The following is a 22,693-nucleotide window of genomic DNA, read 5'->3' as shown; positions in this document are numbered from 1 at the left end:
AAGGCGCCTAAAATGGTCGTTGCGAAACACGCAGCCTTGACCTGAAAGCGGCCGTTGCAACGCAAAGAGATCGCCATCCTAGAACTCGAATTGGAATAGTGACGCAGACTGGCCTATGACGGATGAATGCCGTCGCCAAAATCCGCCAGCACCAGCCGGTTGGCGCCACCTGCGCCGCTGAGCGCGTTGAACTCCAGCCTTTTGCTCGATTTCGACGGGACGCTTGTCGATCTTGTCGACCGTCCCGAGGCCGTCGTTGCCGACCTAGCCCTCAAAGCCTTGCTCGCCCGATTGGCCGGAACCTTCGAAGGACGCATAGCTTTGGTAAGTGGGCGCTCGATCGTGCAGCTGTTCGACTTTTTTGGAAATGCGCTGCCCCGATTTGGATTTGTCGGAAGTCATGGCGCGGAGGTCCAAGTCGGTGTGCAGCGGGTCGCGCCCGTTCGTCCCGCGGCGCTTGATGCGGTGGAACAGGCAATGCGGTCGGCGTTCGCTCAAGAGGAAGGGATCATCGTTGAACCCAAGTCGCTCGGTGTCGCCTTACACTATCGCCTCGCGCCAACGGCCGAGACGAAGGTTCGGTCCTTTGCAAGCGAGCTCGCCGCAGCGAGCGGACTCATGATTCAGGAGGGCAAGATGATGATCGAACTTCGCGCTTCCGGGCATGACAAAGGGACAGGGATTGTCGATTTGATGGCGCAATCACCTTTCTTCGGCACGCGCCCGATCTTCATTGGTGACGATCTCACCGACGAAGCGGGTTTTGCGGCCGCCGAACGGTTTGGCGGATTCGGCGTCCTGGTCGGGGCCGAACGGGCAACCGCGGCTCGCTATCGACTGAGCGATGTGGCCGCCGTGCGTAACTGGCTAGGCGAAGCAGCATGACAGCAACGCTCGACCTTTGGCCGATCGGAAACTGTCAGGTGTCCGCGCTCGTCGATCGGGCGGGCCGCTTCGTCTGGGGCTGTACGCCAAGGGTCGACGGTGACCCTGCCTTTTGCTCATTGCTCGACGACGCTCCGCCCGCTGGCGAACAAGCTTTTGGCTTCTGGGAAATTGACCTCGATGGCGTCGTCGAATCCCACCAATCCTATCTTCGCAATACGCCGGTGCTTGTCACTCGACATGTCGATGAGCGCGGTAATTCGATCGAAGTGATCGACTTTTGTCCGCGTTACAAGCGCAGCGGCCGAATGTATCGTCCCGTGGCGTTCGCCCGCATCGTTCGGCCGCTGTCGGGGAGCCCGCGCATTCGTGTGCGACTGCGTCCGGCGCGCCAATGGGGCGCGTCGCGCGCACCGACAACGCGTGGCTCGAACCATATTCGCTATCAGGTGGACAGCAGCGTGATGCGACTTTCAACCACGGCGGCGATCGGCTGGCTCGAGGATGAGCGCCTGTTTCGCGTCGAGCGGTCGCTTTATTTTTTCCTTGGCCCCGATGAGAGCTTTGTCGGGGAAATCGGCAGCAGCGTGGAATCGATGCTCGACCAAACGGTCGACGAGTGGCGCAGCTGGGTTCGCGGCCTCGCGACACCCTATGAGTGGCAGGAGGCCGTAATTCGTTCGGCCATCACGCTCAAGCTGTGCCAGCATGAAGAAACCGGTGCGATCGTCGCGGCGTTGACAACCTCGATCCCCGAACATGCAGGCTCGGAGCGCAATTGGGATTACCGCTACTGCTGGGTTCGCGATGCTTACTACACAGTGCAAGCGCTTAACCGGCTGGGCGCGCTCGACGTGCTGGAGAGCTATCTCGAATATCTGCGCAATATCGTCGATAACGCGGCCAGCGGTCACATCCAGCCGCTCTATGGCGTGGGCGGCGAAGCCACGCTCGTGGAGCGGGAAGCGACGGCGCTCAGCGGCTATCGCGGCATGGGTCCGGTCCGTGTCGGCAATCAGGCCTATGAGCAGATCCAGCACGATGCCTATGGCCAGATCATCCTCTCCAATGCCCAGGCGTTTTTCGACCATCGCTTGCTACGCGTCGCGGGCATCGAAGATTTCGAGGCCCTGGAACCGATCGGCGAGCGCGCCTGGGAAAATTTCGACAAGCCCGACGCGGGGCTTTGGGAACTGCGGACCAAAAGCCATGTCCACACCTATTCAGCCGCCATGTGCTGGGCCGCCTGCGACCGGCTGGCGAACGCCGCCGAGGTGCTCGGGCTCGCGGGTCGGCACGCCTTTTGGGGCGACCGGGCGGAAAAATGCGGCTGCACATTGAGCAGGCAGCCTGGCGGCCTGACAGCGATCGCTTGTCGGCGACCTTCGCTGGCGACGATCTCGACGCGAGCCTCCTGCAACTGCTTGATCTCAGATTTCTTGCACCCGACGACCCGCGCTTTCTGGGGACGCTAGCGGCGGTTGAGAACGGCCTGCGGCGCGGCTCGCACATGTTGCGCTACGCCATAGAGGATGATTTCGGACTGCCGCACACCGCATTTAATGTTTGTACCTTCTGGCTGATCGAGGCTTTGCATGTCACCGGTCGGGACGCCGATGCGCGCTTGCTGTTCGACGAAATGCTCTCACGCCGGACGCCAGCAGGCCTTTTGTCCGAGGATATCGATCCGGTTACCGGTGAACTGTGGGGCAACTACCCCCAAACCTATTCGCTGGTGGGACTCATCAATTGCGCCGTGCTGCTCAGCAAGCCATGGAGCGCCATCCGGTGAGTCGGCTGATTGTCATATCGAACCGCGTGTCGGCCCCCACGGCGGACCAACCCGGGGCGCAGGGAGGGCTTGCGGTGGCGCTCACCGCGGCGCTGCGCGAGGCCGACGGCATATGGTTCGGCTGGTCGGGTGAAACCGGAGAAACCGTTGCGCCGAAGTTCGAAACTTATGACGGGGTAACATCCGCCACGATCGATCTGCCCGAACAGGACGTCGAGGAATATTATGACGGCTATGCCAATCGGACCTTGTGGCCGCTCTTCCACTATCGTCTCGGCCTGACCGAGTTCGAGCGCGATTTTCAGGGCGGGTACGAGCGCGTCAACCGCCTGTTCGGCGAGTTTATCGGCCCGCATATTCAGCCGGACGACCTGATCTGGGTGCATGACTATCACATGATCCCGCTCGGCTGGGTGCTCCGCCAGCGGGGTCTGACCAATCGCCTGGGCTTTTTTCTGCACATCCCCTGGCCGCCCACGCGCCTGCTCACCGCCTTGCCCGACCACCGGCGTTTGGTCGAAGCCTTGTTCGCCTACGACGTCATTGGATTTCAAACGCAGGAATGGCTCGAAACCTTCCACGACTATGTCGTTACCCAAATGGCCGGGTCGATCAACGATGATGGTTCGATCACCGTTGGCGGACGCACTATCTGCGCCATCGCGTGTCCGATTGGCATCGATACGCGCGAATTTGTGGCCGGTGCGAACAGCCCGCACGCTGTCGAGACGCATGCGCGTATGATCGAGAGCTCGATCGGGCGAAGTCTGATCGTCGGCGTCGATCGGCTCGATTATTCCAAAGGTCTCGAAGAACGCTTTAACGGCTATCAGCGCTATCTCGAAACCAGGCCCGAGGCGCGCGCTGCGGTCTATCTACTGCAGATCGCCCCGCCCTCGCGCGCTGCCGTCCAAAGCTACCAGGACATCCGCGCGCAGCTCGATGCGCTGTCGGGCCGTATCAACGGCGCCTTTGCCGACATCGACTGGGTGCCGCTGCGCTACGTCAACCAAGGGTACCCGCGCGACGTGCTGGCAGGCGTTTACCGGGCGGCCCGCATCGGCTTGGTAACGCCGCTGCGCGACGGAATGAACCTGGTCGCGAAGGAATATGTCGCGGCCCAAGACCCTGAAGATCCTGGGGTTCTCATCCTCTCACGCTTCGCCGGCGCCGCCACGCAGCTCGAACAGGCGCTGCTGGTAAACCCCTACAGCCCTGATGACATTGCCGATGCCATCGACCGGGCTCTCGCAATGTCCAGAGAAGAACGGCTCGCCCGCTGGAAACCGATGTTCGCCAACATTTGTCATGAGGACGTGAACTGGTGGCGCGAACAGTTTACCGCCCGTCTTGCAGATACCTGACTGCGAGAATTTGAGAGAGGCTTTGATCTGCCCGGGGGCCGACGGCGACACCATCTTGCAGCGTGGAATGGGCCGGCGGATTATGCGAACATCGCTGCAAACCGTCAGGATAACTGATGCGCTATAGTCTGCTCCGGAAATATTTCTCTAGCTAATCGTTACGTAGGCTCCGGGCACCCAGGTCGATCCGTGTGGGGGGACGATGACTTTCTGCGTCATCGAAAACTGAGACTCGCGTGCCGTCGGCATAGGGCAAGCGATAGACGGCCTCGAATGTCATTGGCGCTGGCCCGTTGCTCGAAGCGGTAAGCAACATGATGGCAAACAGCAGCGACGTTAGCATAGGGCATTCCTCTTAGTTATCGCGGCTGTGGCAAAAAGTCTTGACCGTGTACAGCGGCAGCTTAACGCCGGAGGGGGCTGCGATAGATTATAATTAGATTATAAAATAGATCGAAGCAGATCATGAGCATAACTTTCACTTGCGACTCATTCCGGTCGTAACTGCTGAAAGGAAATAGCCATGAATACTTATGATGATCGCACCGAGGATGTTATCGACCTCGGCACTGCCTCGGTCGAAACCAAGGGCGACGCCAAGATCGAACAGGACTCGGGCGGTGGGCGCCTGCAGTTTCTGAGCGGCGTCGCGCAGGACTGAAGGAAATGGGCGCTCGGCTCTGCAGGGCGCCCGTTTTCTGCTCTTATGGGCTACGAACTTCGCCCTGGACTTTCGTTCTGCGACACGGGTTCGCAGATTATCTTTCTCGACCTCGCGCAGGATCGCTACTTTCAGCTGCCCCCAACTCTCGCAGATGCATTTCGCACGTTCGCCGACCCAGCGCGATACGCCGAGACCGCGATTGAAGATCTGCTCGCGGCGGGGATCGCGCGGCCGTCGGCTGCGCCGCGACGACCTGAGCCGGCGCGCGTGCCGCTAGCCGAAATCACGTTTGAGCCGCACGGTCACGCCACCGCCCTCAAAGTTGGCCGTGCGCTGAGCTCCGACATGCTGATCAGTTGGCAGCTGCGCCGCGGCCGGCTCGCGCGACTTGTGGCGTCGCTCCGGGAGCAAAAGCTCGCCCGGCCGCTGTCCCAGGCGATAGCCGACCTTGCGCCGCAAGTGATCCTTTCTTCTTATGCGGCGGCACGCCTTTATCGCTCGCCTGCCGGGCGCTGCCTATCGGGTTCGATCGCCTTGTCGCGGCATCTGAGCGGCATCGGCTGCGCATCGACACTCGTGATCGGGATTCGCGCTGAACCTTTTGCTGCGCACAGCTGGGTTCAGGTCGATCGGTTCGTTTTGAACGACATGGCGGAAGAGGTGCGTCGTTTCACGCCAATCCTCGCGTTATGAGTGCGCTACGCTTTCTGATCGCACTGCCCAAGGCGTCGGGTGCGCAGCGGGGACCAGCGCTATTGCGAGCGCGAACGCCCTCGACTGCTGTCACAAATGGTGTGCCCGCTTTCTGGTGCCATAGCTCCGAACGACCGCTGCAAGCTGGTCGGCTAACAGTGATCGGTACCCTGTTCGGTCGGCGGGCGTCTTCGGGGCTGGACCAAATTCCTCAAGCGGTGGCCGACCGGATCTCGGCATCTCCGGCAGCGCTCATCGACGATTATTGGGGGCCTTATCTTGCCGTAATTGGGAATGAGGATGGCAGTATTTCGGTCGTTCGCGATCCTTCTGGCGCATTGCCATGTTACGTGATGGAAACCGAGACGCATTTTATGCTGGCATCGGATCTTGGCACGTTCGAAGCGGCCGGCACTCCAGCGGGGGGTGTGCAGTGGGAACGGCTTTTCGATCACTTGCAAGCCATCGAAATTCGCCGGGCGGAGACATGCGTCGAGGGCATATCCGAGCTTCCACCCGGCAGTGTGACCCGGTTCGCTGGCGCGAACCGGTTGACGACGCCCTTGTGGAGCCCATGGCCGTTCACCAGCCCGGCGGCCCGGCTTGCCCCGGGCGCGGCGCCTGCGATTTTGCGCGACGTCATCTGTACGAGCGTTTCCGCGCTCGCTTCCCGGCACCGTCAGGTCCTCGTCGGCCTGTCGGGCGGACTCGATTCCTCGATTGTCTGCGCAGCGCTTGCCGCCGGCGGACATGACTTCACATGCCTCACCCTGGCGACATCGGACGCGAGCGGCGACGAGCGGCCTTACGCGAAGCTGGTCGCCCAGGCGGTGGGCGCCCGCCTACTTGAGCATCATTATGACCCGCGGAAGATCGAACTTGCGCGAAGCGCCTCCGCCCACCTTCCGCGGCCGGGTGCAAAACCCTTTATGCAGGAGATCGAGCGCGCCTACGCACTGGCGTTGGGCGCAGGGCAGGCGGATGCGATCTTTACCGGCAACGGCGGCGACAATGTCTTTTGCTATCTTCATTCCGCCGCGCCGATCGTCGACGCCATTCGGGCAGCGCAATCGCCCGCCCTCATTCTGCGCACCCTGCGCGACATGTGCGCCGTTACCCAGTGCGATCTGCTCACCATGACGCGGGCGTTGCTATCGTCGCTCCTCGGTCGAAGCCGGGTTTCCGGACCGGACCCCAGCTTGCTCAACGCGGGGCGGGCGCGAGGCCACATCTCGCGCGCGCTCACGCCCTATATGGATGATGCGCCCGCGAACCTCCCTGGCGTCGCGGGACACGTCCGGCTCCTCTTGAGCATCCAGAATTTTATCGAAGGCTATGATCGGGCGGCATTCCCGGCGGTCGTTCCAGCCTTGCTGGCGCAGCCGATTGTCGAGACGTGTCTGCGCATCGCACCCTGGGACTGGTGCCGTGGCGGCATCAACCGCTCGGTTGCGCGCGAGGCTTTTGAAGGCCTTCTGCCTCGACCCATTTTGCGCCGTGTTTCGAAGGCGGGTCCCGAGAGCGTCACGGCAGCCGTGTTCGCCGCCGGTCGGCTGCAACTGAGGGAATTGCTTCTCGGCGGTTTGCTTCGTGACCATGCGATCGTCGACCCGGTCGCCGTCGAGACTGTTCTCGACGACCCCGCGACCGTGCATGGGCAGATGCTGTACCGGATATTGGATATTGCCGATGCCGAGGCATGGGCGCGACTACGCGGGGCGGGTGTCGGCAGCACAATTGGGAGGTAAGGTGGGTATCCGGCGCATTGCTGTCCATCGCCGATATTGTTCATCCTTGGCGGCGTTGCAGTCGCGTTCGCCTTGCAGCCAGAATGCAAACCAGTCGATCACCCGCTCGTACATGGCGAGGCGATGCGCCGGCTGCCATTTGACATGGGGCTCGTCGGGGAGAACGAACATTTCCATGGGTTTGCCATGCTTTCTGAACGCGGCCAGCACGTCCAGACCGATTTTATATTCGCCGGTCTGGATCAGGATCGGCGCATCGATCTTATCGACATTCTGCGCGAGCGAAAGCGGCGCCCAAAATTTCGGGTCGGAGTCCTCGAACAGCGGATAGCCCATTTCACGCAAATAGGCCTCATAGTCGATGCCGCCATTGAGCGGCAGCGCCCATTTGTCTTCACAGCAGACGCCGAGCGATGCGACCTTGAACAAGCGGCTGTTGATGAGCGCCCATTGTGCCGCGCTCGTGCCCTCGCTGAAGCCGCTGATGCCGAGGCGTTCGGCGTCGATGCGGCCCGTGGCGATTGCTGCCATTATTCCTGTCTCGAGCGCGGATTGGACATTTTTCCGGTCGATCCAGTCGCGGCGCGCCAGCCGGCGATATTCGAGCTCACTTGCCGCGTCCTTCGTGCCCGGCGCACCGAACGGCCGGTGAAAGCTCAGCACCGCGATGCCGCGGGCTGCGAGTGCCTGGATCGGTACTTCGTCGCCGGTTCCCCCGCGCAGGAAGCCTTCGCTATTATATTGAACGACGACCAGCGGATGTTTGTCGCCGGGGCGCGAACCCGGCGGAAGGACCAGATCCGAATAGGCTTCGACGCCGAACTTCGTGTGATAGCGCAGGCGGCGTATCTCGCCGAGGAGGTGCGAAGCGAACCGCGGGTTCGGATCGAAGAGAAGCCGCGAGCGACCCGTCGCAAGGTCGATCGCGACGAGCCGGCGCGGCCTGCCCGAACTCTCGCGCGCGCAAATCATCTCAGAGCGCTGGAAGGCGCAGCCGATCAGCGCGTCGGCGGTTCGCAGGATCTGCTGCGGGGAAGTGTCGCCGGCGCGCCAACGATAAAGCGCGGTGTCGGAGTCCGCCCAGCCTTCGCGGGCAAGGAAATACACCATGTCCCCGGTCTGCGACCAGGCGATGCGCCGGACCGACGCGCATGCGGCATCGTCGCACACAGCAGACGAGCCGTCGCGCCATAGGACCCGCAGGCGGGTCGAGGAGAAGAGGCGCGCCGGGTCGCGCGCCTCTGACCAAGCCTGGCTGCCCTGCGGTCGCTTGACATAGGTTTTGGCCCCTGGCGGCCGGTCAGGGTGAAGCGATGGATCGAGCCGCGCCGCTTCGTGTGGCGCAGCAGCACGGATGGCGTCGCCCGCGATGGCATCGGAGGCGGTGCTCGGCTCCACATGAAAATATTGCATGGGAAAATCGCCCAGCGGTAGCGGATGATCGGCGATCATCGGGCTGAAACGGGCGTCGAAGAGATATCCGGTGCTCGCCTCGTCGCGGATCGCAGCTTGCGCGGCCGCGAGGCGAGGGCGCCCGGCGACGATCCAGCCCGCCCCGTCTTCGGCCCATCGAAAGTCTTCGACTTCGAACGGAAGGCGCGTTGCCGGTCTCGCGGCGCCGCCGCTCACGGGCACGGTCCAGATTTGCACCCCGCCCTCGGTCCGTTTCAGATAGGCGAGCGTCTTGCCATCGGGGGACCAGTGAGGCGTGATGACCCGCGCCGTGCCCGACCGGACCGCTCCGAGCTGGCGCAGTGAAATGAACTCGCGGATGAACTCGCCGCCCCGATCGACTTCGCGCGGCGCGCCCGATCCATGCACCGGCGCGACAAGCAGGCGCTGGCAATATTGGTTGGCGGGCGGGTTCGCTCGCCGGACGACGAAGGCGATCCATCGCCCGTCCGGCGAAACGCCGAACGGGCTTTCGGAATCGTGCGCATTGGCGCGGCCGATGTCGGCGATCGTGGCGAGATCGCCGGCGGTGACGGGGCGCGCGGCAGGGGAGGGACGCGATGCTTCCGCATCGAAACCTGCACATGGATCGCCGGTGGTGGCGGCGTGGGTCGCCGCCGCCAGCATGAGAACGGACATGCCAAGCATCACCAGCTCCGCGCGATCTTGAGTCCGATGAAACGGCCGATCGGCGAGAAATTGGTCGAGTCATAGGGCGTGTCGCTTGAGCCCCGCGTGCGGATCCGCGCCGGGCTGGCATTGAACAGATTATTGACGACCAGCGACAGGTCGAACAGCGGCTCCGCGTCGCCGCGAGATCTGACAGCCACCCGGGCCGCGAGATCGACCGTGACGATCGACTTTACATCGCTGACCGGCGTGAAGCGCCGATCCTCGACCTCGCCGATATAATTGGCGAAGACCGAGATCATATGGCCTTCGCCTTCGAAGGTGGCGCCGACGCGTCCGCGCCAGTGCGGCGGATTGTAGAGCAGGCCCGCGAGCTGCGTTCTCGGCAGTTCGGCGGTGATCAGCTGATCGCTCTTGAGGTAGGTCGCCGAGCCGCCGAGATCGAGCCGCTGCCCGGAGCCGAAATCGAGCGAATAGCGAATAGCGAAGTCGACGCCTTCGATCGCCTGCCGGGCGACATTACGGTTGCGATTGTCGACGAGCACCGCGACCGCGGCAGGGTCATAATCCTCGTCGGCGAAATTTGTGAGACCGTAAAGCGCACCCGCGATCAGCGCGTCCAGCTGCGCCGCTCCCGGATTGCGGATGAGCAGGCTGGTATAGCCCGGATTGCTGAACGCGGTGGCGATCGACCCGGCGATCGGCTGCGCGACCCGGTCGCGGTAGCGGACGTTGAAATAGCTTGCGTTGACGCGAAGTCCCGCGATCGCGGGCGGATGCACTTCCGCGCCGATCGACCAGCTGCTGGCGCGCTCGGGCTTGAGGTCCGGATTGCCCCCGCTCGTATAGATGATCGTTCCCGAGGGGGCGGCGGCATAGTCGGCGGCGTTAAGGAGATAGGTCTCATAGCCGACATATTGCTGGTACAGCGTCGGCGCCTTGAACGAGCGGCCCCACGACGCCTTGAGCGTGAGGGCCGCGCCGGGCTCGTAGATGAGTCCGACCTTCGGCGTCGTCACCTTGCCCATGCCGGGATAATCTTCATAGCGGGCGGCGGCGGTGACGGTGAGACGGCGGAGCAGTGCCAAATCCTGATGGGGGGCTATGATCGGAATTTCCGCTTCGCCGAACAAGAAATGGCTGTCGCGACTGACGTCAAACGCGCCGACGATGGTGTCATTCTGCCGCTGCGAATAGGCCATGCTGTTCGACCGATAGCCGCCGCCGAAGGCGGCGCGGATGTCGCCGGCCGGCAAGGTGACCACGGCGCCGTCGAAAACGAGTTCTGCCGACAAGGCGCTGTTACAATAGCAGCCGCTGGTGAGGACCCCGGCCCGGCCCGGCGGGGTGATCAGCGTGTTGTAACGGGTCCGGTCGCGGCCGTAGGCGATTGAGGCGCGCGCCTTCCAACTTCCGCCCAGCGCAATGCCGACTTCAGGGGTGATGCTGAAGCTTTCGGCGGAGGGCGCAAAAATCGAGCGGGTGATCCCCGCGGTTCCCGCATTGCCGCCAATGGTGCGCGAACGGCGGTGGCTGTACAAGGCGTCGACGCTGAACTCGACGCCTTCGGCAATCTCCTGGCGACCCGACAATATCAGGCTGTGCTGCTGGATCCGGGGATAGATGCTGTTGCCCGCGGGGAGCAAGGCGGCAAAGTCTCGTTCGCTGGCGAAAATCGGCGAGTTTTTTGCAAATTGATACGCCAGCATGATGCCGCCCGAGCGCCAGGTGACTCCGCCGACCGCGTCCGCGCCTTGCTGGAAATTCCCGCCCGAGGTGGCGGCACCAATGCGCGCCGAGGTGGTCAGTCCGGTAAAATCGCGGCGCAGAATGATATTCGCGACCCCCGCAACCGCGTCCGACCCATATTGCGCCGAAGCGCCGTCGGGCACGATCTCGAGCCGTTCGACCGCGGCCACGGGGATCGCCGAAATGTCGACGCCGCCAAAGGCGCCGTCATAGGGAAGCCGGTGGCCGTTGAGCAAAGTCAGCGTGGCGTCGGGGCCGAGTCCGCGCAGATTGAGCTGCGAGGAGGAATTGAGATTGGTGTTGATCAGTCCGGCGCCGTTGCCGACGCCGGGATTCTGCCCGCCGCTGAAATTCTGCGGAATGCTGCGCGCCACTTCGCCGAGATCATTCTGTCCGGCTTTTTCTATATCGTCGCGTCCGACGGTGATCACCGGCGACGTGACGCTCGCGCCGCGGATGTTGGTGCCCGTCACGACAATCGGCTCCGGCGGCTCGGCCCGGCTGTCTGTCGCTGCCGACGCCGCCGATGACGACGATGACGACAACCGACGAATGACAATCGATCGTCCGTCGAAATCGGCGCTCAGGTCGCTGCCGCGCAGCAGCGCCGCGATGGCCGCGCGCCGTGAAATTGCCCTTCAGCGCGGGCGCTGGGCGATCGGGGTCGCCGACAGCCAGCGAGCATGGAGTTCCAGCCGGCGCGGGGCGGCAACCTGCTGCAGCTCGACCGTATCCCCCGCCGGCATCTCGAACGACAGCTTGCCGCCGGTTGGGCCGATCCCCCGTGGGCGCTCGGCCTGCCGCGGGCGTTGCGCGTCGCCGCAGCCCGCAGCTTCCGCCTGCGCCAGCATTGTGCCAGCGCTGTCGGCCAATGCCGCTATGAACGTGCGCGAATGTCCGGTCGTCATAATCACTCCCCCTTTCGTTACGCGCACGACGCATTGAGTGCATGGCCTTCGAGGGGAGTGTTGACGCGGACTGCGCGGGATGGCCTGGTGCGAAATATTTCAGCGGGGGAGCCTTTACCGCTTTTGCAGATGCAGCCCGTCGGTCTCGTCGAAACTCCAGGTCAGAACAGGCTGGCAAGACGCCGTGCGACACCACCGTCCTCAAGTGAGCTGGAACCGACCCGATACGGCAAGCTCGGCAACCGCGCGCTCGTCGACGATGATCGGGCGATGCGCGTAGCGATTGGCCTCCGCCACGAGCGAACCGAGCGCGATGCTGCGATATTCGGCCCAGCCATTTGGCCAATCCGCTGCGCCCGGGTCAGCGGCGCTGGCCCGGCGGGGGCTTGCGGAACGATCGACCGGGTAGACAGGCGCTCGCCAAGCGCGAGCGGGCGCCGGGCGCCACCGCCGCGACGGCTGGCAAAAACCCGCCGCTTACACGTCTGCCCCGCCGCGCAGCAGAACGTGCCTCGCCCGCCGCGCCGAGGTCGAGATCGAGTAACCCTCGCGCGTTTGCCGCCGCCGTTCCCGCCGCTGCCTCAGGGGCGCCGTACCGTTGCCACTGACAGGCGAACGCGACCTGGCGAGACGGACCCGGCGAAAGTGTCAGAAAATTCGATCCGACGCGGCTGTCGGTGTCGAGGGTGGCGGTCGAGCCATCGGCGAGCCGAAAGGTCCGGATCTCGCCGCGCCGGGTGACCAGCGGCTCGGCGGCGCGCGCGGTCGAACCCGCGCCAACCGAGCAGCAAGGGGCGCCGCCCGCGCCGATGGCGATCAGGACCAGCGCCGCGGGCCGCCGTGGCAACCGCGCTCCATGACCAGCGCCGCTAAACCTCTTTGCCGTCGGTGCGTGCACCGACCCGTGGCGGGGGCGAGGTCTTGAGCAGCCGGGCGCCGTCCATGGGCGCGTGCGATCCGGTCATACGCCGCTCGGTGCGCCGGCGCGGCGGCGAGCCAGGCTTCGAACTCGGCGCGCAGCGACCGCGCATCATCGCCGCGCATCTTGACGAGCCAGGCGCGCGCGATTTCGCCGACCTCGAAGTCGTCTTCGGCCTTGGGCATCGACCGCCTTCCACCGCCCTTGAAATATGGCCCAGCGCTTTCATCATATGATATTCCACCGTCGCGACGCTGATGCCGAGAAGTTCGTGGATCTCCCGGTAGCTCAGTTCATCAACGCGGTGCATCAGAAAAACCCGTCTTGTCTTCGCCGGCATCGCGTCGACCGCGGTCTCATAAAGTCTGAGAAGATCGGCGGCCTCGAGGTTCTCCATTCCTGCTCGGGCGGACTGGGCATCACACTCTTCGACAGCGCGCGCAGGGCGGGGTGATTTAACATGCCGCGCGGTCGATCAGCAAATTCTGCGCGACGATCTGGCCGCAGAAACCCGCCCGGGTTGATTCAGCCGATGCCGTTTTTGCCCCACGGCGCGGGGCGACCACTTCTTGACGAGACGGATGCCTCGTCAGGCCCATTAAACCTGGCGGCCACGCAGCGGGCGCCGCGCCACCGGGCTCTGGAAGGCGTCTTCAGGCCCGTGTCGACGGCGGGCGCGCCGTGGTTCGCCATCGCGCCAATCGTCGGCGGAGAATGGGGCGCGGCCGAAAGGCCCGGCAGCGAAGTGTCGTCTTAAAGGGCGGGGTAGGGGCAAGACACACCCGAAATTCCGATGGCACGACAATTGGGCCGGTGTTGCTGCCATTTCAGCCATCCAGCGCCCGCCGCCGTGTGGCGCAGGCGCCAAGTCCAATCAGGCCGCCGGACCTCGGGGATCGCGTTCGTGATGGCCGGCGGAGTTTTCGCGCGGCGACTGCCAGCTCTGCGCCGCGCCGGGGATCCGCGCCAAGCCGCGCGCGAACGACAGGCGCGCGTGGCGGCGTCGGATGGACCTGGGGTTCCTATGGCGCGACAAACCCGCAAGCAGGCGCGCCAGCTATCGGCCTCTTACTTTCCCGCCCATGATAGCAGGATGAGGTTGCGGCGTAGGCGCCGGGGCCAGACGCGCTGTCAGTGCGGCCTCTCATTTGATTTGGGGCGTTCTCGCCAAGGTTGCCACGCCAGTCCGGCGTGCCACGTGAAGCGATCGCCCGGCGCCGCTTTTGCCGCGGCGAGTCGGCATGCCCGACCGGAGGCCCACGTCGAGGCGCGCCGCGATCCGGTGCGTCCCTCACCGGGAGCCGGCAAGGCGTCGCCCTGGCGACTGCGACCGGTCGCGATCGCGAAGCGAGGAGGGATGAGGTTGAGCTCGATAATGTCGCGCAGCTCGGTCGCGGTGAGCCGATGCCATGGAAGCCCTCTCCGGGCGCGAAATCGGGCCATCTTCGGGAAGCTGCGGGCGACGCTGGGTGGATAGGCCAGCCAGGGGTTTTCATAAGGTTTGAGCCAACCCAGGCTGTAGCCGATGACGAGACCCCGCCGCACGCTGCCGGTGACATTGGCGCCCGCGCCGTGCGCGGTCGATCCGAGAAAGCAGATCGCATAACCCGGTTTGCACGCGGCGATCAACGGCGACCCCAGCTCCGCCTTCGCTGTGCCCGCTTTGACGCCTGGCTCTTGGGATGGATGGGGTTGCGCCATTGTCGGCGGTGAACGGGCGTCAGCGCCAGATGAAGCGTTGAAGATGTTCGCTCGCCCTTTGGGGCACCGGCCACATGTCACCAGTCTTGGTGCGGAACTCGCCGCAGTTCGCCCGGATGAATCTCGATCGCCTGCGCGACGTTGAGCTGGACGCGGTCGCAGGCGGGACCAAGAATTTGTTCTACGGCACCAAGGATCACGGGATCGCGCGCGAGATATTGGACGCGCTCCGACCGTTTGAGCATCCCGCCAAACCGTTTCGTTCGCTGACCGTAGAACGGGCCCTCGCTGAACGGCGTCGCCGCAAAGACGGGATCGAGTTCGGCCGAGAGGTCGGTCAGATATTTCGCCGTTCGGCACGACCTTATGATCGCATGGCCCTTGGTGCGGAGTTTATCGGCGAGATCGTTGCTCGCCTTCTCCAGCATGGCATGGCGCGTCATTGGACCGTCTCCCCGCTCACATATCCGACGCGGGCGAGCGCAACATAGGTCCCGGCGCGTTTGAGGCCTTTCACGGTGTCGGGATCGATCCGAATGCGCAGGCCGATGATCTGGCAGCGACCATCGTCGCATGGCTCTCCCAGGGCTTCGCAAGCCCAGCCGAACGCCCTGATCTTTTTGAACCAGCGGATGTCGGCAACGCCGACATAATCGGTGATGCCGTGGCTGAGCGCATAGTCGGCGAGCGCGGTAACAAGCGCGTCGCGCGCGTTGCGGCGTTCAGCTGCGGTCTGATCGGGATCAAGGCAAAAGCAGCTGATTTCCCAGATGCGCGCGCCGCGCGGCGCGCCGCCATCGCACACGTGGGAATAGAGGTCTCCAAGCAGGTGGGGCTGCTCGGTCGGGAGGAGGCGCGCCGACGCCCGGTGCCTTCCATCCTCGCCGAGCAGGATCACATATTCCGCTGCCGATGTGTCGAACGGGTCGAGTTCGTATACGTCTTCCAGGGCCGACAAATCCCAGTTCAGAAAATCGATGAAGACCCGTTTGCGAGCCGCGAACATGGCGCGCATCGCGGCGTCGCCGGGCGCTTGCCGCGCCCGCGCGCACGGGTGTCATCATGATGTGATCCTCGATAGTAGGTGCCAAGGATCACATCATTTTTTGAGCTTGGCCGACATACCAAGAAACGGGGATGGTTTGCGCCTCGCCATCCCCCCGGCTGGTCAGGCCTGCCACCAGTCGTAAATATCCGAAAAGCCGATAAGACCGTCGAAAAGCGTACAGAGAATGAGCATCTGGCGGCAATGCACGTCATAGCGGTCGCGCGCGATCTTGAGGTGCTGGATGACGGTCTCTTCGCTGATGCCCAGGATCGCCCCCACTTCGCTCGCGGTCTTGCCGCGCGCGGTCCACAGGACGCACTCGCGCTGCCGCTCGCTGAGCGTCGGCCGCTTTCTGGGCGATGTGCCGCCGACAATCTGCCGCGCCGAGGTGAGCGCCACCGCCCCGAGGATTTCCGCGACGCTCAGCGTGGCAGGATCCGGCAGGTTCCCGGTGGTCATCACGAAAGAGCAGGCGCCGCTGGCCTCGCCGGGCAGGTGCCGCGGCACCGTGAAACCCTCCGCCAGCCCGTTCTGGCGGCCCATTTCCAGCATCTGCAGATCGCGCTTTGTCAGCGGCACATAAGCGGCAAGGTTACGCCATTCGAATCCGGTCATCGACCGCTCGCCCGCCCGGCGCACCGGGTCGGCGCCGCCGAGGTCGAGGTCGACATAGGTCCTGGCCCAGGTCGCGGGATAGTCGTGGATCAGCAGCGACCCCGTCGTGCCGCCGCCGCGGCGTTCATAGGCCAGTGCGAAATGGCTGAAACCGAGGCGGGCCGACGCATCGGCGAGCGCGGCAAAGAGATTTTCCTGCGAAGTCGCGCTTGAAAGCTCAGCGGACAGTTCTTCCAACAGATGATATCGGTTCATGTGAATATCGGCCGCCGGCACGTTCAGACCCGTCGATCCGGCAATCCGCTCCGCATTCGCTGAGCCCGGGTTCCCCTCCCGGTCCGGCGAGATTGACGTTCGCGCGATCAGTCCTGTCATCGGACGGCTGGCTCTTGCCAATCCCGCTGCGTTTCGATGACAATCGGCGCCGCGATCATAGCGTGGTTTGCTCGGCGATAAAGCCTGCCGAACTGACAATCGGCCCCAGATCTGGTGCTATTTCATGCCGGGCGAACGGCTTGGTGATGCGGCACACAGGGAACGGCGACCGCGATATCAATGGCGCGGAGGCGACGCCCGCACTGGAGCCGCCGCCGGATGTCGATCCAGGGTCGGCGGGCGGGCGGCTTCAAAGCGGGGGCGTTAGGGCTGGCGGGGCAGGGGAAGAGCGGGTCCCCCTCTGTGGCTGCCTCAAAAGACGCAAACAGTTTTTGGAGGTAGTTCACGTCGTCGGATGCTGCCATCTTTCCGGCCTCTGATGCAGCATCGGAGGCTGCGGAGCCGTAGGGGAGTCCGCGGACCGGAACCACCCCGTTTTGGTCGTTCAGTGATCCGAGACATCACCGCCTCGTCTACCGGCCACGTACGATATTGGTCGATTGCGCCTCTACCGCACGATAGCCTATGATCACGAATAGCGAACGAAGAGGGGTGACAATGGCCGCATTATTTTCAGTGGACGATCGCCGCGAGCACTTTGCCTATTGCGTCCAGCTGTTTGGCGGCACGACTGCGTTTTCGCGGCGCCTTGGCATAGACGAGCGGGCCATCCGCCGTTTTATCAGTGGCGAGCGGCCTCTTGGTGACGGACTTCTGGAGGACACCGCGAAGGCATTGCGCCTTCTTATTGCTGAAGCAACCACGGCCGAAGCACAGATCGCTGCCACCTTGCGCTTTCCGCCGACCGATCCGTCATAGTTTACCCCATGAGACCAGGCGCGATTAGCGTTCGATGCCGGACGGTCAGGACCAGGGCATAGAAGTTTGCCGGATAATCTACTGAGATTGGTTGATTTTCGTCCTCATGTAGCCAGCCGGTTCGATCTTTGTCCCTGATGCGATGGCATCGAAGAGGCAGCTTTTTCGATGCCTTCAGGCTTCCCTAGGAGAGGTAATAGATCCGCGGGCCGTTTACGATATCCATGAGTTACGGTGGGAACGCTATCGCGGCGGATGGGCCGTTGGCCGCGACTGGCCAATCAGGAAGAGGCCGAGCAGAAGCTGGCGGAGCATCGTCACGCCGGCATCCATAGCATCCAAAATGCCATGCCGATCATCGCCAGATTTTCGGCCAGTGAAATAAAGCCCAGCGGCACCCGGCTGCTGCCGCCAACGCAGGCGCATTTCAGCTCGCGCTTGTCGATATAGACCGCCTTAACCACTGATATCGCACCGATCCCGCCGATAAATAGTGCAAGAGGGATCGACAGCCACGGCAGCGCGCGCGCGTCATCAGCACGCCCGCCAGTCCTTCGGCGAACGGATAAATGGTGGCATAAGGCACCCAGCGGCGCGCGAGCAGGTCGTAATTGAGGAACATCGTCGCGAATCTGTCGATGTCCTGCAGCTTGAGCAACGCCAGCACGACCATGCTGAACGAGATGAACCATTCGCCTGCATCCGCCGTGAATGCGGTGCCGAACGCCGCAAAGCTCGCCGCCAGTGCCATGAGCGCCGTCATCGCGAACAAGGCGATGACAGGGCGATAGCTCACCGCCTCGGAATCGGCGACCTTCAGCCCGAAATGGCGGCGTAGATCGTCGTAGCCGCCGATCCGAACCCCATCGATAAAGGTTTGCGGCGTCGTCTGCACGCCCTGTGCGGCCTTGAAGGCATCAACCTCGGCGCGCGTCGTCAGCCAGCGGTCGTCAACCACGAAGCCGCGACCAGCCAGCAGATGTTTTGCCTTGAGGCCATAGGGGCAAATATGCCCCGGCATGACCATGCGATATAGGGTTGCCGTTTTCGTCATTCGACCCATATAGCCTCCGTACCATAGTACGGAGTCAACCTATGCAACTCACCATCGGAAAGTTGGCGATGGCGGGCGAAGTCGGGGTCGAAACGATCCGCTATTACCAGCGCCGCGGCCTGTTGGAGATACCCGCGCGCAGCGGCGGAGACGGCTGGGGCGGCGGCGTGCGTCGCTATGATGCGGCGCATGTTCGCCGCCTGAAATTCATTCGGTCCGCACAGGCGTCGGGATTCACCCTTGATGAAATCGCTGAGCTGCTCGCATTGGAAGAAAGCGACGACCGGCTGCGCGTGCGAAGCCTTGCGCGGCAGCGGATCGACGCACTGGACGCCAAGATTGCGCAGATGACCGCAACCCGCGCGGCCTTGGCGCGGCTGGCGGATCAGTGTGCTGCGAGCGACCAAGGGTCATGCCCGATCCTTGCGGCCTTCGAGCCTTAGGGCTTGCCGAGCCCTTTCGGGAAGCGGCAGCTGACGATTAGCAGCCGCAACAAGATCCTCTTCGCTTGCAGGGCGGGGGACCACCGAAGGCGGTGGAGGGGCTGGGGGCCAAAAGCACCGTGGCGCGCGAACGCCAGTGTGATCTAGCGCTGTAGAGATAGAATGTGCGTCAAAGTGCAAGTAGCCATCCCGCGAGCCCCCCGCCGATGATCAGCATCGGCATGACGGGCTTCCCCTTGACCTTCCAAACCAGAGCTAGCGCAACAGCGAACAGCGCCATCGACAGGTCGAGGCTCGACGCACGTTCGGCCGCCGACCAACCGAGCGCAAAGAGCGTCGCGGCAATCACGCCGACAACCGCGGCCGCGACGCCGGCAAGCAGTCGGTGCAGCGCCGGGTTTTCGATAATGGCCTCGAGGTGCTCGAAGAAGATCATCGAAAAGGCGAAAGCAGGCAGGAACATGCCGATGGTGATCGCGATCGCTCCTTCCCAGCCGCCGACGACATAGCCGGCGAAGGTCGCGAAGATGACGAGCGGCGCCGGCAAGATGCCAGCAAGCGCGACACCATCGAGAAACGAGCCGTCCGAAAGCCAACCGCGCCCAACGGTATCGGCGCGGACATAGGGAATGGCTGTATAAGCGCCGCCAAATGTCAGCAGCCCGCCCTTGAGCCCGGCGATGAAGAGAGCCCGCGTCGTCGCGGGCACGATCGCCGAGCCGATCGTATCGGGGTAAACGCTGTTGGCCGCTGGAACGAGCAACGCGAGCGCGACCGCTCCAGCCAGGACAGCGAAGGCCAGTGCCTTGCGCGCGGATAGTGCATAGATAAGCCCTCCGGCGAGCAGCGGGATCCAGAACGGAACGCCGATCATCGTCGCCGCGAAGCTCGCGCCCGCCAGCAGCCACAACAGCCAATCTGCGAGAATATGGCTGCCGATCCGATGTACCGCGCGCAGGATGATCGCGAGCACGACGATCTGGATGCCGACTAAGATGCTCGCGGTACCCGGCTGGCCGACGATCCAAGCGTCATAGGCCCAGGCGGCCAGAAGCATCAGAAAGAAGCCCGGCAGCATGAAGCCGAGCCCGGCAAGCAAGCCGCCAATGCGGCCGCGCGCGACCATCCCGAGATGGACGCAAAGCTCATGCGCTTCCGGCCCAGGCAGTATCTGCATGACTGCCAGCAGCCTGTTAAACCGCTCCGACGAAATCCAACGCTCTTCGTCGACCAGCGCGTGGCGCACCATCGCGATTTGCGCGACCGGTCCGCCAAATGCGAGGCAACCGGAAGCGCAGGAATTTGAGGAACAGCCGAGTCAGACTGAGGAACGGTGGACAAGGTTCGAGATTTGTCATGCCAAGCGCGCTCCTGCCGCAAATCGCGGCCAAATGGAGCGGAACTTGGGCGATACCATCACCTGATCGGGCGTCCGCGTTGCCCGCAACATCGCTTTATCACGCAGACCGCCGAAGAGAAGACAGGCTTGCTATCAAGACGGTGAAGCTCAAGTTTGCCGACTTCAGCCAGTCTTCGGGTTGGGGTCGAAATCTACAAAGCGGACGTAGCTTGTGAACGGCTGAGCAAAAGTCGGCCAGTCGGCGGCGTAAAACCAGGCCATCGTGTTACACGCGGGGGGGGGTGGCGTGAGGGCGTAGCCGAGGGCCACCCCCCGGCATTGGTGTAATTTTCAGGGTCTGGTTTTGGCCTTGCGCGCGCGGCTTTGCGCGAGGCGATAGCTTTCGCCATTCATCTCGAGGATGTTGACGTGGTGGGTCAGGCGGTCGAGCAGAGCGCCGGTCAGTCGCTCGGATCCCAAGGTTTCCGTCCATTCGTCAAATGGAAGATTGCTGGTGATCAGTGTCGCGCCGCGCTCGTATCGTTGCGAGATCAGCTCGAACAGCAGTTCCGCGCCGGTCTTGGAGAGCGGCACGAAGCCCAGCTCATCGATGATGAGAAGTTGGTATGCGGCCATTTGCTTCTGGAAGCGCAGCAGCCGCCGCTCGTCACGTGCCTCCATCATCTCGCTAACCAGCGCCGCCGCGGTGGTGAAGCCGACGGACAGGCCCTTTTGGCATGCTGCCAGGCCGAGCCCGAGAGCCACATGGGTTTTGCCCGTACCGCTGGGACCAAGCGCAATGACGTTCTCGCGCCGCTCGATCCATTCGCAGCGCGCCAGTTCCAGCACCTGCATCTTGTTCAGCTTGGGGATGGCGGCGAAGTCGAAGCTGTCGAGGCTTTTGACGACAGGGAATTTGGCCCCCTTGATCCGGCGTTCGACCTTGCGGCGATCCCGCTCGATCATCTCCCGCTCGGCAAGCCGGGTGAGGTATATGTAGAGGTCCAGCCGTGGCGGCCGCTTCTCCACCTGACACAGGAGAAGATGCTTGACGGCGTCGAAGCTGATCGCGCCGAGTTGGAGGGCCTGCTTCACCGCCCCGTGCAGATCGACGAGATCGAAGCTTTCCAGCAAACGCAGCACCTGCACATACTCACGGCGGCCCTGCTTGGCCATACGTGCTTCCATCAGGCGGCGCAGTGGGCGAACTCTTCCGGCAGGTCCCAGCCCTGGAGAGGTGCAGCCTGATCCAGCGCATTGATCTTCTGCTCGATCAGCGGCAGGTAGTGCAGCGGATCGAAGACGACGTCTTCACGCTCCCAGCTGCGGGAATGGCGAGCGATGATATCGCCGCGGCAGCCGATCACCACCTCGTCGACATAGCCCCGGATCCAGACGTCCTGATGGCCCTAGGCGACCGGGACCGAGTAGTCGTTGGTCTTGTAGCGCACGAGGGACTGCGCCGTGACCTGCGCGCCTGGTCTGATCGCAGGCCTCGAACGGCGAGGCTGGCAAGGGGCGCATGGCGGCCAGATCGCGCTGCAGCCGTTCCCCGATCGTCTCGCTCTGCCCGCGCAGCCTGTCCTGCTGGCGCTTGCGGCATTGCTCTTCCAGCCAGAGGTTGAACGCGTCCCATGTCGCAAACTGCGGGATCGGCACCATGAAGTTGCGCCGGGCGTAGCCCACAAGGCCCTCGACATTCCCTTTGTCATTGCCCTTTCCGGGACGGCCATATCGATCGCGGATCAGGTAGTGGGACAGGAAGCCGCTGAACAACGCCGCCCGCTTGCGGGTGCCGTCGGGCAGGATCTTCGCCACCAGGCATCGGTCGTTGTCGTAGACGATCGACTGCGGCACCGCGCCGAAGAAGGCGAACGCATGGATGTGGCCATCGACCCAGGCCTCCGACACCGCCGCCGGATAGGCACGAACATAGCAGGCGTCGCTATGCGGCAGGTCGAGCACGAAGAAGCGCGCCTTCTGCTCGACGCCGCCGATGACGACCACAGCCTCGCCGAAATCGGCCTGCCCATGCCCGGGTGGGTGCGACAGCGGCACGAACACCTCCCGCCCGCGGAGCTCCCGCTCGCGCATATAATCCTTGATGATCGTGTAGCCGCCGGTGAAGCCGCACTCGTCACGAAGCCGGTCGAACACCCGTTTGGCCGTATGGCGCTGCTTGCGCGGCACCTTCACGTCCTCATCCAGCCAGTGATCGATCGTCGAAACAAACGCATCAAGCTTGGGCCGCTGGATCGGACTGGCGCCGGTAGCCCGGCGGGACGAATACGACAGCATCTTGGCTACGCTGTCGCGCGATATGTTGAAATGCTTCGCCGCCTGACGCCGGCTCATCCCTTCCGAGCAGGCCAGACGGACCTTCCGATAAAGTTCCACGGTGTAAATCCCCACCCTCCCTGCCTCGTCGCAGAAGGGAAATAGGTGGCCGACTTTTACGCCGCCCGCAGCGGGACTATCCCGCCGCTACCGTGGCC

The 22,693-nt window shown here is 63.6% G+C and carries 17 protein-coding genes and 3 pseudogenes; 8 read left to right on the top strand and 12 right to left on the bottom strand.

The features are described 5' to 3' along the window. The first annotated feature begins 126 nt into the window (after positions 1–126). From otsB to IPF76_RS13260, 6 genes and pseudogenes are all read left to right on the top strand, one after another. The gene (gene otsB / locus IPF76_RS13285) at positions 127–885 is read left to right on the top strand and encodes a trehalose-phosphatase (protein ID WP_293844832.1); all 759 of its coding nucleotides are present in this window, start codon (positions 127–129) and stop codon (positions 883–885) included. Continuing rightward, positions 882–2,677: pseudogene (locus IPF76_RS13280) on the top strand (glycoside hydrolase family 15 protein). Before otsB ends, IPF76_RS13280 begins: the two are co-directional and overlap by 4 nt. Beyond that, positions 2,674–4,041 (top strand): trehalose-6-phosphate synthase, encoded by a 1,368-nt coding sequence (locus IPF76_RS13275; protein ID WP_293844829.1) that lies wholly within the window; start codon positions 2,674–2,676, stop codon positions 4,039–4,041. Before IPF76_RS13280 ends, IPF76_RS13275 begins: the two are co-directional and overlap by 4 nt. 523 nt (positions 4,042–4,564) lie before the next feature. Further along, entirely contained in the window at positions 4,565–4,702 is a 138-nt protein-coding gene (locus IPF76_RS13270) for a benenodin family lasso peptide (protein ID WP_293844826.1), read from the top strand. Between the two features lie 270 nt (positions 4,703–4,972). Further along, complete coding sequence (locus IPF76_RS13265; protein ID WP_293844823.1) at positions 4,973–5,398, top strand: lasso peptide biosynthesis B2 protein; 426 nt, start codon at positions 4,973–4,975, stop codon at positions 5,396–5,398. A gap of 218 nt (positions 5,399–5,616) precedes the next feature. Next, positions 5,617–7,146: an asparagine synthetase B family protein gene (locus IPF76_RS13260; protein WP_293844820.1), complete on the top strand. Its 1,530-nt coding sequence runs from the start codon at positions 5,617–5,619 to the stop codon at positions 7,144–7,146. Here IPF76_RS13260 and IPF76_RS13255 read toward each other — a convergent pair. The 9 genes from IPF76_RS13255 to IPF76_RS13215 form a co-directional block, all read right to left on the bottom strand. Further along, complete coding sequence (locus IPF76_RS13255) at positions 7,108–9,237, bottom strand: Atxe2 family lasso peptide isopeptidase (protein ID WP_293844817.1); 2,130 nt, start codon at positions 9,235–9,237, stop codon at positions 7,108–7,110. The two genes, IPF76_RS13260 and IPF76_RS13255, sit on opposite strands and share 39 nt — an antisense overlap. A gap of 8 nt (positions 9,238–9,245) precedes the next feature. Further along, entirely contained in the window at positions 9,246–11,450 is a 2,205-nt protein-coding gene (locus IPF76_RS13250) for a TonB-dependent receptor (protein ID WP_293844814.1), read from the bottom strand. A gap of 165 nt (positions 11,451–11,615) precedes the next feature. Next, on the bottom strand, positions 11,616–11,885 hold the full coding sequence (locus tag IPF76_RS13245; protein WP_293844811.1) for a hypothetical protein: 270 nt from the start codon (positions 11,883–11,885) through the stop codon (positions 11,616–11,618). Positions 11,886–12,246: 361 nt separating this feature from the next. Beyond that, entirely contained in the window at positions 12,247–12,732 is a 486-nt protein-coding gene (locus tag IPF76_RS13240; protein ID WP_293844809.1) for a hypothetical protein, read from the bottom strand. Further along, positions 12,702–12,989 carry a DUF4880 domain-containing protein gene (locus IPF76_RS13235; RefSeq protein ID WP_293844805.1) on the bottom strand — a complete coding sequence of 96 codons (288 nt, stop codon included), beginning with the start codon at positions 12,987–12,989 and terminating at the stop codon, positions 12,702–12,704. Before IPF76_RS13235 ends, IPF76_RS13240 begins: the two co-directional genes overlap by 31 nt. A 946-nt stretch (positions 12,990–13,935) precedes the next feature. Continuing rightward, positions 13,936–14,433, bottom strand: coding sequence for a hypothetical protein (locus IPF76_RS20855; protein WP_366499668.1), 498 nt, complete (start codon positions 14,431–14,433; stop codon positions 13,936–13,938). Between the two features lie 149 nt (positions 14,434–14,582). Next, positions 14,583–14,948: a hypothetical protein gene (locus IPF76_RS13225; protein WP_293844802.1), complete on the bottom strand. Its 366-nt coding sequence runs from the start codon at positions 14,946–14,948 to the stop codon at positions 14,583–14,585. Then, positions 14,945–15,511 carry an acyl-homoserine-lactone synthase gene (locus tag IPF76_RS13220; RefSeq protein WP_293844799.1) on the bottom strand — a complete coding sequence of 189 codons (567 nt, stop codon included), beginning with the start codon at positions 15,509–15,511 and terminating at the stop codon, positions 14,945–14,947. Before IPF76_RS13220 ends, IPF76_RS13225 begins: the two co-directional genes overlap by 4 nt. A gap of 162 nt (positions 15,512–15,673) precedes the next feature. After that, entirely contained in the window at positions 15,674–16,423 is a 750-nt protein-coding gene (locus IPF76_RS13215; RefSeq protein ID WP_293844796.1) for a LuxR family transcriptional regulator, read from the bottom strand. A 678-nt stretch (positions 16,424–17,101) separates the two neighbouring features. Here IPF76_RS13215 and IPF76_RS13210 point away from each other — a divergent pair. Next, positions 17,102–17,362: a hypothetical protein gene (locus tag IPF76_RS13210; protein WP_293844793.1), complete on the top strand. Its 261-nt coding sequence runs from the start codon at positions 17,102–17,104 to the stop codon at positions 17,360–17,362. A 317-nt stretch (positions 17,363–17,679) separates the two neighbouring features. Here the strand turns inward: IPF76_RS13210 and IPF76_RS13205 are convergent. Continuing rightward, positions 17,680–18,425: pseudogene (locus IPF76_RS13205) on the bottom strand (glutaredoxin). Positions 18,426–18,457: 32 nt separating this feature from the next. On the opposite strand from IPF76_RS13205, the gene IPF76_RS13200 reads away from it, so the two are divergent. After that, positions 18,458–18,859: a MerR family DNA-binding protein gene (locus IPF76_RS13200; RefSeq protein WP_293844790.1), complete on the top strand. Its 402-nt coding sequence runs from the start codon at positions 18,458–18,460 to the stop codon at positions 18,857–18,859. A 169-nt stretch (positions 18,860–19,028) separates the two neighbouring features. On the opposite strand, the gene chrA is transcribed toward IPF76_RS13200, so the two are convergent. Next, a complete protein-coding gene (chrA, locus tag IPF76_RS13195; RefSeq protein WP_293844787.1) occupies positions 19,029–20,108 on the bottom strand; it encodes a chromate efflux transporter in 1,080 nt (359 codons plus the stop codon). Positions 20,109–20,549: 441 nt separating this feature from the next. After that, a pseudogene (gene istA / locus IPF76_RS13190) lies at positions 20,550–22,595 on the bottom strand (IS21 family transposase). Between the last annotated feature and the right edge of the window lie 98 nt (positions 22,596–22,693).

Origin of the sequence: Sphingopyxis sp., assembly GCF_016704835.1 — a bacterium.
Classification (GTDB): Bacteria; Pseudomonadota; Alphaproteobacteria; order Sphingomonadales; family Sphingomonadaceae; genus Sphingopyxis.
The sequence above is the reverse complement of the archived record's forward strand: the minus strand, read 5'-3'. Positions and strand labels throughout refer to the sequence as shown.